Origin of the sequence: Mucilaginibacter sp. SG564, from assembly GCF_013149275.1 — a bacterium.
Taxonomy (GTDB): Bacteria; Bacteroidota; Bacteroidia; order Sphingobacteriales; family Sphingobacteriaceae; genus Mucilaginibacter.
The window spans coordinates 211,075-225,540 of sequence record NZ_JABGNA010000007.1 but is presented as its reverse complement, the minus strand read 5'-3'; the positions used below and the strand labels follow the sequence as shown (position 1 = coordinate 225,540).

The 14,466-nt window shown below is 40.7% G+C and carries 17 protein-coding genes; all 17 read left to right on the top strand.

The features are described from left to right. Positions 1 to 62: 62 nt before the first annotated feature. The 17 genes from FHW89_RS17520 to FHW89_RS17440 all read left to right on the top strand — a co-directional run bounded on the left by FHW89_RS17520 (position 63) and on the right by FHW89_RS17440 (position 14,465). Positions 63 to 512: a GatB/YqeY domain-containing protein gene (locus FHW89_RS17520; RefSeq protein WP_166089923.1), complete on the top strand. Its 450-nt coding sequence runs from the start codon at positions 63 to 65 to the stop codon at positions 510 to 512. Between the two features lie 239 nt (positions 513 to 751). After that, on the top strand, positions 752 to 1,513 hold the full coding sequence (locus tag FHW89_RS17515) for an alpha/beta fold hydrolase (protein ID WP_172336351.1): 762 nt from the start codon (positions 752 to 754) through the stop codon (positions 1,511 to 1,513). A 4-nt stretch (positions 1,514 to 1,517) separates the two neighbouring features. Next, the gene (locus tag FHW89_RS17510; RefSeq protein ID WP_172336350.1) at positions 1,518 to 2,180 is read left to right on the top strand and encodes a CBS domain-containing protein; all 663 of its coding nucleotides are present in this window, start codon (positions 1,518 to 1,520) and stop codon (positions 2,178 to 2,180) included. 60 nt (positions 2,181 to 2,240) lie between these two features. Continuing rightward, positions 2,241 to 2,621, top strand: a complete 381-nt coding sequence (locus FHW89_RS17505; RefSeq protein ID WP_172336349.1) for a four helix bundle protein — start codon at positions 2,241 to 2,243, stop codon at positions 2,619 to 2,621. A gap of 37 nt (positions 2,622 to 2,658) precedes the next feature. Continuing rightward, a complete protein-coding gene (locus tag FHW89_RS17500) occupies positions 2,659 to 3,540 on the top strand; it encodes an NAD kinase (RefSeq protein WP_172336348.1) in 882 nt (293 codons plus the stop codon). Between the two features lie 9 nt (positions 3,541 to 3,549). Beyond that, entirely contained in the window at positions 3,550 to 4,332 is a 783-nt protein-coding gene (locus FHW89_RS17495) for a DUF6089 family protein (RefSeq protein WP_172336347.1), read from the top strand. Between the two features lie 130 nt (positions 4,333 to 4,462). Then, the gene (locus FHW89_RS17490) at positions 4,463 to 4,981 is read left to right on the top strand and encodes a biopolymer transporter ExbD (protein ID WP_172336346.1); all 519 of its coding nucleotides are present in this window, start codon (positions 4,463 to 4,465) and stop codon (positions 4,979 to 4,981) included. 392 nt (positions 4,982 to 5,373) lie between these two features. Continuing rightward, positions 5,374 to 6,114, top strand: a complete 741-nt coding sequence (locus FHW89_RS17485) for an isoprenyl transferase (RefSeq protein WP_172336345.1) — start codon at positions 5,374 to 5,376, stop codon at positions 6,112 to 6,114. 63 nt (positions 6,115 to 6,177) lie between these two features. Continuing rightward, a complete protein-coding gene (gene bamA / locus FHW89_RS17480; protein WP_172336344.1) occupies positions 6,178 to 8,730 on the top strand; it encodes an outer membrane protein assembly factor BamA in 2,553 nt (850 codons plus the stop codon). Positions 8,731 to 8,745: 15 nt separating this feature from the next. After that, positions 8,746 to 9,276, top strand: coding sequence for an OmpH family outer membrane protein (locus FHW89_RS17475; protein ID WP_172336343.1), 531 nt, complete (start codon positions 8,746 to 8,748; stop codon positions 9,274 to 9,276). A 47-nt stretch (positions 9,277 to 9,323) separates the two neighbouring features. Next, positions 9,324 to 9,836 (top strand): OmpH family outer membrane protein, encoded by a 513-nt coding sequence (locus FHW89_RS17470; RefSeq protein ID WP_172336342.1) that lies wholly within the window; start codon positions 9,324 to 9,326, stop codon positions 9,834 to 9,836. 174 nt (positions 9,837 to 10,010) lie between these two features. Next, the gene (gene murI, locus FHW89_RS17465) at positions 10,011 to 10,850 is read left to right on the top strand and encodes a glutamate racemase (RefSeq protein ID WP_172336341.1); all 840 of its coding nucleotides are present in this window, start codon (positions 10,011 to 10,013) and stop codon (positions 10,848 to 10,850) included. Between the two features lie 220 nt (positions 10,851 to 11,070). Then, on the top strand, positions 11,071 to 12,141 hold the full coding sequence (nuoH, locus tag FHW89_RS17460) for an NADH-quinone oxidoreductase subunit NuoH (protein ID WP_172336340.1): 1,071 nt from the start codon (positions 11,071 to 11,073) through the stop codon (positions 12,139 to 12,141). Between the two features lie 149 nt (positions 12,142 to 12,290). Continuing rightward, positions 12,291 to 12,878, top strand: a complete 588-nt coding sequence (locus FHW89_RS17455; protein ID WP_172336339.1) for an NADH-quinone oxidoreductase subunit I — start codon at positions 12,291 to 12,293, stop codon at positions 12,876 to 12,878. Further along, complete coding sequence (locus FHW89_RS17450) at positions 12,875 to 13,423, top strand: NADH-quinone oxidoreductase subunit J (RefSeq protein WP_172336338.1); 549 nt, start codon at positions 12,875 to 12,877, stop codon at positions 13,421 to 13,423. Before FHW89_RS17455 ends, FHW89_RS17450 begins: the two co-directional genes overlap by 4 nt. Beyond that, positions 13,420 to 13,725: an NADH-quinone oxidoreductase subunit NuoK gene (nuoK, locus tag FHW89_RS17445; RefSeq protein ID WP_216650607.1), complete on the top strand. Its 306-nt coding sequence runs from the start codon at positions 13,420 to 13,422 to the stop codon at positions 13,723 to 13,725. Before FHW89_RS17450 ends, nuoK begins: the two co-directional genes overlap by 4 nt. After that, on the top strand, positions 13,725 to 14,465 hold the full coding sequence (locus FHW89_RS17440; protein ID WP_172336337.1) for a hypothetical protein: 741 nt from the start codon (positions 13,725 to 13,727) through the stop codon (positions 14,463 to 14,465). Before nuoK ends, FHW89_RS17440 begins: the two co-directional genes overlap by 1 nt. The last annotated feature ends 1 nt before the right edge of the window (position 14,466 follow it).

The window sequence follows — 14,466 nt, the reverse complement described above, 5'->3', positions numbered from 1 at the left end:
AATAATAATTGCTATTTTCACAAATCACTAATTCGCTAACTCAATAATTCACTAATTATAAAATGTCATTAATAAATCAAATAGACCAGGATATTAAGCTGGCTATGCTGGCCAAACAGGCCGATCGTTTAAGAGGTCTCCGTGCAATAAAATCAGCTTTGCTGCTAGCCAAAACCGAAAAGGGAGCGGCAGAAGAACTTACAGCCGAAGCGGAGATCAAAGTGCTTCAAAGATTGATCAAACAACGTAAAGAATCGGCAGATATTTATAAAACGCAAAATCGTGAAGACCTGTACGAGATAGAGATGGAAGAAATGAAGGTGATTGAGCCTTATCTGCCTCAACAAATGACCCGTTTTGAAATTGAAGGTTATCTGCAGGAACTGATTAGCCGGTTGGGGGCAACTTCAACCAGCGATATGGGTAAAGTGATGGGAGCCGCCAATAAAGAACTTGCAGGCAAAGCCGACGGCAAAACCATATCAGAAGTAGTAAGACAATTGCTGGGGTAGTTTTAAGTCAGAAGTTTAAGTGTTGAGTTCTGAGTTTCAAAAATAGAACCTAAAAGCATGTTACTGACTTAAAACTCAAGACTCAGAACTCAAGACTTAAAACTAACGACTTAGAAATTTATTATTATAATTGTTGTAACTCGTCCGTAATAAACTAATTTTATGGCGGAATAATAGAATTTATACTGAATTTGATTTCGGTATAAAAAGTTTAAAAAAAATTAATATCAGAATTTTATATGGATTTCGTGCTTAAAGAGGAACACGGGTTTAGTTATATAGATGAGGGCGAAGGTGAGGTATTGTTGTTATTACATGGGTTGATGGGCGCACTGAGCAATTGGGAAGAGGTTGTAGAAGAGTTCAGGCCAAATTATCGTGTTATTTTACCTATGCTGCCAATTTATGATATGCCTCTTATAACCACGGGTGTAAAAAGTCTTTCGAAGTTTTTACATAAGTTTATAAAGTTCAAAGAGCTGAACAATATAACCCTGCTGGGTAATTCACTTGGGGGGCACGTGGCTTTAATCTATGTGCTGGCTCATCCGGAAAATATCAAAGCGATGGTATTAACCGGAAGTTCGGGCCTGTATGAAAACGCGTTTGGTGGATCATTCCCCCGCCGTGAAAGCATCGATTTTGTAAGGGAAAAGGTACAATATACTTTTTATGACCCTGCTGTGGCAACCGATGAACTGGTTAACGACGTATATAAGGTAGTGAACGACAGGCATTGTGTGGTAAGGTTGCTGGCCATGGCAAAATCGGCCATACGGCACAACATGAAAAAGGACCTGCACAAAATGAATCTGCCGGTATCATTAATTTGGGGTAGAGATGATAAAATTACTCCGCCCGATGTTGCAGTTGAGTTTAGTGAATTATTACCCAATGCCGAATTACATTGGATAGATAAATGCGGACATGCACCGATGATGGAGCATCCGAAGGAATTTAACAGGTTGTTAACTGGATTTTTGGAAAAACTAAAAGTTTAATATCATGGTAGCAATTGAACTGATGGCAGACGCGATTCCGCCGGTACACACTTCTGATACGATACAGAAAGTACTTGACCGCATGGTAGAGTTCCGCCTCAGGCATTTGCCAATCGTGAACGAAGAACAGTTTTTGGGCCTGGTAGCCGAAGATGACCTGGTAGGGGAGAGCGATTACCAGACCGCTGTTGGCGCGCTGGCTCTATCGCAGGTAAACCCCTATGTGCTCGAAGATCAGCATGTATATGATGTGATACGGATGTTTTATGAGCGCCAGCTTACCGCCATACCGGTGCTTGATGCCAAGCGAAACTATCTTGGTTTGATATCCATTAATGCTATTACAGAATATTTTGCCAAGATAACCTCTGTAGCAGAGCCGGGTGGTATTATTGTATTGGAGATTGGTAACAAAAATAATTCCCTGGCGCACATGGCCCAGATCGTAGAGTCTGACAACGCCCAGATACTCAGTTCATACGTGCAAACTTTTCCAGATTCTACCAAGATGGAAGTAACCCTGAAAGTAAATAAACAGGATATTTCGGCTATAATAGCCACCTTTTTGCGTTATGAGTACGATGTAAAAGCTACTTTTAACAATACCGATAACAACGATAACGCGAAAGACCGGTACGACTCACTCATGAATTACCTTAATTTATAATTGGCTCACTTGTTCAGTGGTTTATTTGTTCATTGGTAAATAGTTCAATAATAAATATCCATGAGTTATTATAATCTTGAAGAGTTAGAAGTATATCAGTTAGCTGAAAGTTTTAGCGATGAGATCTGGATGTTAGTAAGTGAATGGGATTATTTTGCAAAGGATACCATAGGAAAACAAATTGTACGTGCAGCTGATTCAATAAGTGCTAATATAGCCGAAGGTTATGGCCGGTACCATTACAAGGAAAATAGAAACTTTTGCTTTTTTAGCCGAGGATCAATTTTAGAAACAAAAGGGTGGTTAAAAAAATCTTTAAACAGAAAACTTATAAATGATGATCAGTTCAATGTGTTATTTGAGAAACTTCAAATTATCCATATCAAATTAAATGCATATTTAAAGTTTATTGGTAAGGCTTCAACTATAAAAGACCAATGAACTAATGAGCCAATCAACTAATGAACCAAACTAACAAATGAAGATAGCAGTTTACGGCAGACCGTTTAATGATCCGTCTGTAATACCATATATTCAGCAGGTATTTGATAACCTGGCGCAGCATAATGTCGATATATATGTTCATCACCAGTTGCACGAATATCTGCAGGACAAAATAAACAGCGTAAAATATAACGTACTTGAAAATACCAATTCCATCAAAGGGTTTATTGATCTTTTTTTAACCCTTGGGGGCGATGGCACCCTGTTGGATATGGTAACCGTGATACGCGATTCTGGTATCCCGGTTATCGGTATTAATTTTGGCAGGCTTGGTTTTCTGGCCAGCATCAATAAAAATGATATCACCGCGGCTATACATGCAGTGGTAAACAAAGAATTTTCTTTGGATTGTCGGGAGCTGCTCACCATCGATTCAACCATGAAAATTTTTGGTGAGGATAATTTCGCCCTCAATGATGTAACCATTCATAAGCGCGACGATGCCGCTATGATCATCACCCATGTGTTTTTGAACGATGAGTTTTTAAACTCCTATTGGGGCGATGGTATCATTATATCTACATCAACCGGGTCAACAGCTTATTCATTGAGCTGCGGTGGCCCAATTATCTTTCCGCAGTCAAACAGTATTGTGCTAACCCCGGTGTCGCCCCATAACCTTAACGTGCGGCCTATCATTATACCAGATAACAGCAAACTGTGTTTTGAAGTGGAGAGCCGCAGCGCGAACTACCTGGTATCATGCGATTCGCGGGTGGCCGCATTAGATCAAACTGTTAAATTTCACGTTCAAAAAGCCGATTTTCAGCTAAATTTGGTACGTTTAAATAATGAAAGTTACTTAACCACGTTAAGAAACAAATTATTATGGGGCTTAGATGCCCGTAATTACTAAATTTGCTTAATGCCCAAATTTGTAACACTTCTATTTTTTTTATTGATATCCTATCAACTGCGGGCTCAAACCTGGGAAGTTGGCGGTGCTCTTGGCGGCGCAGGCTATATCGGTGATCTTAATCCCAATAATCCTATCAAAGTAAGCGGTATTTCTGGCGGTTTATTCGTAAAGCGTAATTTTGACGGCTACTTTGCAGCCAAGTTGAATTTTATTTACGGTAAGATCAGTGCCGACGATAGTAAATCAGGCAGTCAGCAGTTCAGGGATCGTAATTTGAGTTTCAACGACCCTTTGAAGGAGATAAGCATTATCGGGGAGTTCAATTTCTTGAACTATATTCCTGATGCAGGCCCGCATAAGTATACACCATATATATACTCGGGTATTGGTTTAACCGCTTTTGCGCCGCGTACTGATTATCAGGGAAGATCATATGGTTTGCGGAATTTAAGAACCGAAGGGGAATCATCCCCCTATAGCAAAAGTACCATCGTAATTCCTTATGGTGTAGGTTTAAAATATAACTTTAATGGTAAATGGACGGTAGCCGGCGATCTGGGTTACCGGTATACCATGACCGATTATCTGGATGATGTAAGCAAGGTTTACCCCAATCCTGGTCAGCTGCCCAATAATCTGTCAAGAGCTCTGTCCGACCGTTCGGGAGAAGTAGGCAAGCCCTTCAACCCAATGGGCTCGCAACGTGGCGATTTTAAGCCGCGCGATACTTATTTCTTTTTTGGCTTTACTGTTTCCTACACCTTCGTCACACAACGCTGTTATTATTAATAATTCTGTAATTTGTATTTTTAACAAAATTAAATTTTGTTAAAAATACAATAATGAAATTAAATTTTTCGTTTAAAGGTAAACGTCCAGAATAGCTGGCATTTATTATTTAACCTTAAACTTTAAGATCATGGCCGAATTAAATCCTTCAACACCAAAAACAGGCAAGGCACGTGGGCGAAAAAAAATGAACCTTCGGGTTGACCTTACCGCTATGGTTGATCTGGCATTCCTGCTGATCACCTTTTTTATCATGACCACCACCCTGGCAAAACCCAAAGCGATGGATTTGGCCATGCCCGTAGGCTCAGGTGATGCTGTGCCTGCCAGTCGCAGCCTTACCGTATGTCTGGGAAAAAACAACCAACTGATGTATTATCTGGGCGAGCTGAAAAAGCCGTTAATTGCCCCTGCTATTACCGGCTTTAATAAGGACGGTATTCGTAAAGTGTTGTTTGAAACAGCCAAAGTGATATATAACAAAACGGGTAAAAGCATGATCGTACTGGTGAAACCTTCTGATCATTCGGTGTACAGCAACCTGGTTAATGTTTTGGATGAGCTTACGATTACCAATGTGCCTTCTTATGCCATTGTAGATATTGACCCACACGATACGGATATGCTTAAACAAAAAGGGATTTATTAACAACCTTCCTTTTACGACCTTAAATAAGCAGATTAAGAGGCCGGGCATCATGATCATTTGATGATTTTTGATGTTTGGCCTCTTCATTTGAGTTTTAAATAAGTGTAATAAATCTGTACATAACCTGTTATTTGTGTGCTTTTTGCATCATTTTGGTGCATTATTGATAATAACATTTTCTTTTCCTACCGCATACTAAAAAAATACAAAGTAAGTTTTACCTTTGTACCCTGAAAAAACCGGCAAATTGAATTTTTACAATAGTATGGCCGGGCGCTATTTTTGGGAGTTGGCGTTGAACAAATATTTTATTTGGTTACAACATTGATAAAATTAAAACACCAGTATGTCTTTTGCAGGCATTCACAAAGTAGCTTTTGATAATGAACAGTATGGGATATTTGGATCAGATTGATTTGTTAAGGCTACCAAAACATGTTGCCATTATTATGGATGGCAATGGTCGTTGGGCAAAAGAAAAAGGCAAATTAAGAGTATTTGGCCATCATAACGGGGTAACATCTGTTAGGGATGTTGTTGAAGGCGCTGATAAATTAGGCATAAAATACATCACACTCTACACATTTTCGTCCGAAAACTGGAACCGGCCCAAGCTGGAGGTTATGGCCATTATGGAATTAATGGTTAGTACCATCCATAAAGAAATAGCCGGGTTTATGAAAAATAACATTAAACTAAATGCCATAGGCGATCTGGATATGTTACCCGATAAATGTAACCGGGAACTTAAGGCCGCTATGGAAAAAACATCTGGAAATACCGGGGTAGTACTTACGCTGGCGCTAAGCTACAGCTCAAGGCGAGAAATTGTGCGTGCAGCTAAAAATATAGCTATTAAGGTACAAAAAGGCGAATTGCAGATAGCTGACATCAACGAAGATGTTTTTGAAGATAACCTTTTTACCGGCGATATGCCCGATCCTGAATTATTAATCAGAACAAGCGGCGAATACCGTATAAGTAACTATTTATTATGGCAAATTGCCTATGCTGAGTTGTATTTTACACCTAAGTTTTGGCCCGACTTTAGAAAGGAAGATTTGTACGAAGCGATACTTGATTATCAAAAACGCGAGCGCCGTTTTGGTATGACAAGTGAGCAGGTTAACTAAATTTTTTCTTTTAACACTTTTTAACAACTGTATAAATTAATTTTAGCCCACTAAAATATTCGAATGTATAAATTTCTTTTTGCTATTCTTTTCTCTGTTTTTGTTACCTCCGCGTTTGCCCAGGTTTCAAATGCTCCGAGAACAACACTGACCAAATCGATACCGGCCGATAGTTTAAGTTATCTTAATCCCCGGGATTATATTATTGGTGGTATTTCTGTTAGTGGGGCTAAATATCTGGATAAGGATATTTTGATACAGCTTTCAAAATTAACCAAAGGCGATCGTATCAACCTGCCGGGCGAGCGTAATGCCGAGGTTATAAAAACATTATATTCCCAGGGCTTATTTGATGATGTACAGTTAAACATTACCAAAATAAACATGGATACCATTTACCTGGAGATAGCCGTTTCCGAGCGCCCGCGTTTATCGCGTTTGCATATCACAGGTATACGTAAAGGTGAAATTGAAGATGTACAGAAAAAACTGAATGACCGTACCGGGAAAATCGTTAACGAAAATTTAATAAATACCACTACGGCCATCATCAAAAAACATTTTGGCGAAAAGGGTTTCCTGAATACAACCGTAAAACTTACCCAGCGTAAAGATCCGGGAGATGCCAACAGCGTAATATTGGATGTAGCCATTGATAAGAAAACCAAGGTAAAAATAAACCAGGTTGTTTTTGAAGGTAACAAGGCATTTTCATCAAAAAAGCTGAAGGGCTTCTTGAAAAAAACAAGGGAGCGTAAATGGTATAACTTGTTTGGTTCTAAAAAATTCAAGCAGGATAAATACGAAGAGGATAAGCAAAGCTTGGTGGAATCAATGCAGGGGAAAGGTTATCGTGATGCGGAGATCGTGAGCGACTCTGTATGGAGCCATGATGCAACCACTGTTAACGTAAAAATTAAAGTTTATGAAGGCCCTAAATATTACTTTGGTAATGTGAAATGGTCTGGTAACGCCAAATACTCTACCGAGTTACTCAACAGGATACTGCACGTTAAAAAGGGTGATGTATTTAGCGAGGATGAGCTGAATAAAAGGCTTGTAGGTCCAACCCCAAGTAACGACGACGTTTCATCATTATATCTTAATGATGGTTATTTAACCTATACTGCCGATCCGGTGCAGGTTAAAGTTTACAATGATACCGTTGATTTGGACATCCGTGTTTATGAAGGTCCGCAGTACACCATCAATCGTGTTAGCTTAAAAGGTAACGATGTAACCAACGATAAAGTGGTTATGCGCGAGATACAAACCAAGCCAGGTCAAAAATTCAACAAAGAGTTATTGATCCGCAGCTCACGTGAAATTGGTCAGCTGGGTAACTTTGATGAGCAAAAAACAGAGCCGAAACCAGTTAACATCAATCCGCAGGATGGTACAGTTGATTTGGTTTACAACGTAGTTGAAAAACCTTCAGATCAGATCGAGCTATCGGGTGGTTTTGGTGGCGGCCAGTTGGTGGGTACCCTGGGTTTAACGTTCAATAACTTCTCGTTAAGAAATATCTTCAACCTCAAAGCATATAAACCATTGCCAAAAGGCGACGGTCAGAAGTTGAGCTTACGTGGCCAATCAAGCGGACGTACCTATCAAAACTTCTCGTTTACTTTCTCGGAGCCGTGGTTAGGTGGTAAAAAACCTATTTATTTCGCTTTATCGGCATATACACAAGGTAGCTCAACCGGGCAGTATTATCCTAAATCGAGCCCGTTATACAATAACCTGCGTATCAACGGTATTGGTGTAACTTTGGGTAAACGTTTAAAATGGCCGGATAACTACTTCCAGTTAAACTACTCGTTAAACGTCGATCACTATAATCTGGATAACTATACCGGTTATTTATTTACCAACGGTACCTCATATAACATCAAATTAACCCAGGAATTAAGTCGTAACTCTATCGATGCGCCTATTTTCCCAACTCAGGGTTCAAATATGAAGCTTACTATACAGGCTACCCCTCCATACTCGTTATTTAATAATATCAACTACAAAATAGCAACCCCAGAGGAACGCTACCATTTTGTGGAGTATTATAAATTTAAATATGATGCGCAATGGTTCTCTAAACTGGTTGGTAAATTCGTATTGATGTCACAAGTAAGATTTGGCTTCCTGGGTATGTACAATAAGGATGTAGGCCCATCGCCGTTTGAGCGCTTTAAACTGGGTGGCGACGGTATGCAGAGCTATCAGTTTTTACAAGGTAGCGAGATCATCGGTTTAAGGGGTTATCAAAACTTCTCGATAGTGCCTGAAGGTTCAACCGAAAATCAAAATACCAATACCGGTAGCACCATCTATAACAAATACACTATGGAGCTGCGTCACCCGGTAATTGCCAGTCAGTCGGCCACTATATTCTTATTGGCTTTTGCCGAAGGCGGTAACGTTTGGAATAACTTTAGCCAGTTCAATCCGTTTAACGTTAGGCGTTCTGTAGGTGTTGGAGCAAGAATATTTTTACCTATATTTGGCTTGCTTGGATTAGATTATGGTTACGGATTTGATAAAATACCAGGTCAGCCTGACGCAAACAGAGGCCAATTCCATTTTACAATTTCTCAGAGTTTATCCGGCGGATTTAATTAATTTGCACAGCGATATATGAAGAAGATAATTTTAATAGCGTTTTTAACGTTAACAGCAATTACGGGAGCTTATGCGCAACGGTTTGCTTACGTTGATTCGGAGTATATATTAAAACATATGCCCGAGTATGCCTCATCACAAAAACAGCTGGCAGCATTATCTGATCAATGGCAAAAAGAAGTTGACAGCCGTTTTCAGGAAATTGACCGCCTGTACAAAGCATACCAGGCCGATCAGGTTTTAATGACGGCTGATATGAAAAAGCGCCGCGAGGCCGAAATTGTTGATAAAGAAAAAGCCGCCAAGGATTTTCAGCGTCAGAAATTCGGGCCCGATGGTGAACTTTCACAAAAGAGTAACGCTTTGATTAAACCAATCCAGGATCGTGTGTCTAAAGCTGTACAAGCAATTGCCGAAGGCGATAACCTGGACATGATATTTGATAAAAACAGCGAAGTAATTATGCTGTATGCCAATCCTCGCTACAACAGGAGCGATGAGGTGGTAACTAAATTAGGGCTTAAACCCGGAGTATTTGCTAAATAAATTTTTGAATAAATAAACAGACTATTATTAAACACAGGACAAGAACAATGAAAAAACTATTTAAAGTTGCTTTAGTTGCAGTAGGTATGTTATTTGCGGGCAACTTTGCCAATGCGCAGACTAAGATCGGGCACATTAATTTTAATCAATTAATTGACATGATGCCTGAGACTAAAACTGTGACCACTCAGATGCAGGCTTATCAAAAAACATTTATTGATCAGCTTACTACCATGAATAATGAGTACACTGCAAAAGGTACCGAGTTTCAAAAAAACCAGGGTACTATGACTGACGCAGTACGTACAGCAAAAGGTAATGAATTACAGGATATGCAAAAACGCATGCAGGATTATCAAAACAATGCTCAGCAACAAGTTGATCAAAAAAGACAAGAGTTGGGTAAACCATTAATTGATAAAGCTACTGCTGCTGTTAACGCTGTTGCCAAAGAAAAAGGATACGCATATGTATTGGATTCTTCACAGGTAAGTTTATTGGTATCTCCGGATGCTGACGACCTGATGGCTGCTGTTAAATTGAAATTAGGATTAAAATAAGCATCAACTATTAGTCATTTAAAAAAAAGCGCCGCGTATTTACGCGGCGCTTTTTTTATTTTTGTATATGTCTGAATCAGAATTTTAGAGTTTCCAAAATAATTCTGATCATTTTAAAATTCTGATTCTGACAAATAAATCACTAATTCAATAAATCACTAATTCATTAATTGAATGTGTCAACCTATAGGTATTTTCGATTCGGGCTTTGGAGGCCTTACCGTTTTTAAATCAATTATTGAAAAGCTTCCGGAGTACGACTATATATACATGGGCGATAACGCCCGGGCGCCTTATGGCAACCGCTCATTCAACACCATTCATCAGTACACCTGGGAGTGTGTACAGTGGCTTTTTGACCAGGGTTGTCCGTTGGTTATACTGGCCTGCAATACTGCATCGGCCAAAGCTCTGCGTACCATTCAGCAGCAGGATCTTAAAACAGTTGATCCTACAAAGAGGGTGCTCGGCGTGATACGCCCAACTGCCGAGGTGGTGGGCGACTTTAGCAGCACCAAAGAAATTGGCGTATTAGGTACAAAGGGCACGGTGCAATCGGGCTCATATCTTTTGGAGATCCAGCGTTTTTTTCCTGACATTAAGGTTTACCAGCAAGCCTGCCCGCTTTGGGTTCCGTTGATCGAAAACGGTGAGTACGACCAGCCTGGAGCTGATTACTTTGTGAAATTATACCTCGATCAGATCATGGCGCAGTCATCGCAGATAGATACCATTTTATTGGCCTGCACACATTATCCTATCATCCAGCAAAAAATAGAAGCCAATTTACCCGCGCATGTTAAAGTGATTGGCCAGGGCGATATTGTGGCCAAAAGCCTGGTTGATTACCTGCTGCGCCATCCCGAAATAGAAACAAATTTAAGCCGCGGCGGAACCAGGGACTTTTTCACCACAACAGATGATACTGCCGATTTTGATCATCACGCTTCACTGTTTTTCTCGGCCCCGGTAAAGTCGACCTTTATATCTGCCAATGATCTGGTGAAGTGCTAAGTAGTGAGTTGGGAGTGGTCAGTTGTGAGTGATGATTTGCTGCAGTATTATTATAAGGACACCCGATCAGAGGTGTTGTTGCAATCATTACTCAACTTTGATCACTCACCACTCCCAACTGACTACTCACTACCCCATAATCCCCACCAACTTAATATAACTTACCTCCCTAAAATAGTATAACATTTAGTAAGTTTGCGGTTTAAGCAAAATAGACCCCTTGAATACTTATCTGATATATTTTATTGTAGCTATTGGGTTGTTTAGCTTTTCGGCCGTTTTCGCGCTGTTTGGTGTTTATGCCGAGCGCAAAATATCGGCATTTATACAAGACAGGCTTGGCCCAACAGAAACCGGTAAGTTTGGCTCGCTCCAAACCCTGGCCGATATATTAAAAATGATCCAAAAGGAGCTCATCATCCCGGCGGCGGCCGATAAATGGTTGTTCATGCTGGCGCCCGCGGTAATTTTTATTGCGGTTTATATGGGCTTTGCCGCCCTGCCCTGGGCGCCGGGACTTGTCCCCTCCAAAATAAACCTGGGTATCTATTACATATTTGCCATTATCTCGGTAGAAACTCTGGGCATTCTGATGGCAGGCTGGGGATCAAACAATAAATATTCTATTTTGGGCGCTATGCGCTCCGCTGCGCAGATCATCTCGTATGAGATACCTGCAGGTTTTGCCATTATAGCCGTAGTGATGATAGCGCAAACCCTCAATCTGCAGGATGTAGCTATGCAACAGGGCATTCTGGCGGGCGAAAAAATAAAATTCTTAGGCTTTTGGGATGTTACGAAAATAGGTGGTCTGTTTAGCTGGAACATATTCCGTGCTCCACATCTCATTATCGCCTTTGTAATCTATTTTATAGCTTCACTGGCCGAAAGTAACCGTGCACCTTTTGATATCCCTGAGGCAGAATCAGAACTGGTAGCCGGTTTCCATACCGAGTTTACAGGCATCAGGTTTGCCCTGGTGTTTTTGGCCGAGTATTCGATGATGTTCCTGGTATCTATGATTGGGGTTATCTTGTTCCTGGGCGCCTGGAATACGCCTTTGCCGAACATAGGACCGGCGCATCTGGCTACTTGGACAACAGGTATGGCCTGGGGTATTTTGTGGGTAAGCCTGAAAACCCTTGGGCTGGTAGCCGTACAGATGTGGATCAGGTGGACACTGCCCCGTTTCCGGGTAGATCAGCTGATGAACCTTTGCTGGAAGGTGCTTACGCCACTGGCTTTTGCCTGTATGCTGATATCGGGTGTGTGGAGGCTATGGTTAATGTAAATGGAGAGAGGCAAGAGATAAGAATCAAGAAATAAGATAAAAAATAAATAAGAAAAGAAATCAAGGTAATCCCTGAATCCTAAAAATCAAGGTTCAGATAAAAGAATAAAAATCAGCGGAATCAACGTAATTATACAAATCAACGGTCGATGTTTAAAAGGTTAATTAACGGTTTTACTACGGCATGGAAAGGTTTAAGTCTTACCATAAAACATCTTTTTGCCTCTAATGCCGACAGAAAGATCACAACCGTAAGTGACGATAATTACTTTAAACAACTGGAGGGTACCAATACTATTCAATACCCTAAGCAACAGCTGCCCGTACCCGAAGTGGGCCGTTATCAGCTCGATGTGGAGATGGATGATTGTATTGTATGCGATCTGTGCGCCAAAGTATGTCCGGTGAATTGTATCGATATCGAATCGATCAAAGCGACGGAAGCCATCGGGCAAACATCTGATGGTACTACCAAACGCTTGTACGCTGCTAAGTTTGATATTGATATGGCCAAATGCATGTATTGCGGTCTGTGTACCATCGTGTGCCCAACGGAATGCATCGTAATGACCAATCAGTATGATAAAACGGTATTCCAGCTAAGCGACCTTACTTATCAGTTTTCAGACATGTCGCCCGAAGTTGCTGCCGAAAAACGAGCTTTGTTTGATCAGCAACAAGCCGAAAAGCAGGCAGCCAAACTGGCTGCCATGCAAAAAAAGGAGGGGGAAGCATGACCCTTGTACGCGTACTCTTTTATTTCCTAAGTTTTATAGCCATAGTTTCGGCATTGTACGCGGCATCGAGCAAAAACCTGGTGCGCAGTATATTTGTATTTTTTGTGACCCTGTTTTCGCTTGCAGGCTTATATGTACTGGCCCTGGCCGATTTTGTGGCCGTAACCCAGGTGGTGATATACGTGGGTGGCATATTGGTGCTCATCCTGTTTGCCTTTATGCTTTCGGGCAAAGAAACCCTCAACGTACTACAAAAGCAGGAAGGAAAATTCCTGAACATAAAAAAGCTGCCTGCCATAATTTTAGCAGTATTGTTTTTTATTGTGCTGGTTAATGTGGTGTTTAAAGCGGATGTTAATAACCTGCCATGGGTTAAAGATGCGATCAGCTTAAAAAATGAGGTCACTCCTACGGATATCATGATCGATAATATCGGTGTAAATCTGATGACCCGTTATCTGTTGCCCTTCGAAGCCATATCTATCCTGTTGCTTGTAGCCCTGGTAGGCTCGGCCCATTTATCACGAAAGGAGGGCAAAGCATGATCACACTCACCGATTTCCTGGTAGTAAGCGTTGCATTGTTTTGTATAGGTTTGTACATGGTGGTATCCAAACGCAACGCCATCCAGATACTGATAGGCATCGAATTGATCCTGAACGCTGCCATTTTAAACCTGGTGGCCTTTGGTAAATATGATAAAGTAAATAACAGCGGACAAATATTCGCCCTGTTTGCCATTGTGCTGGCCGCAGCCACTACGGCGGTAGCACTGGCTATTATCCTGAATGTATATCGCCGGTATAAAACCATCGATCCGAATGAGATTAATAAATTAAAAGATTGATGATGAAGAGCCTGTTATATATAATTTTCATACTGGCTTGTACAGGTGCCTTCGCGCAAAAACGGGATACATTTTATGTTGATGGCCCCAAAAAGAAGATGATCATGTGCAGCGCCGCTATCGACAGCAACAGATCATACATTACGGTTAATGGCAGGGCCTACACTGGTATATTAGACAGCTTAAATACCGATAATATTATTCAGTTTAAAGTGCTGAAGGCAACTGAAGCAGTGGCCGTATTTGGGAAAAAAGGAAAAAACGGCGCTATGCTGATCACCATGAAAGAAGGCCACGTTACTGGCAGATCTGCAGCGGAATCATCCCCGGGCGAAAAAGATATCACAGAGTATCTTTTAGATGGCAGGCGATCAAATAAAATGGAGATAGCTCACCTGGGAAACCGTATTTTAAGTTCAAAATATGATAAAAAACCGACTATAGATCCATTAAAAAGCAAAATTACCTTAATTGCCGTTACCCGGAATTATGCCATTAAGCAATATCAAAAAAAGTTAAGCCGGCTTTCAACAGGATACAAAACGTATCTGAACAAGCACCATCAAAGTGATGCGGGTTTAACTTTTATTATTAATGGAGAAAAGTATATTACCTCAACAGACGACAGGATAAGAAAAATATATGAATCGTTTTCAGATGACAAGGTTCTGGATCTTAACTTGAAATATGTGATGGGATATGGTCGTACGCCTTCATTTGTTAAAATAGATACCAAATAAA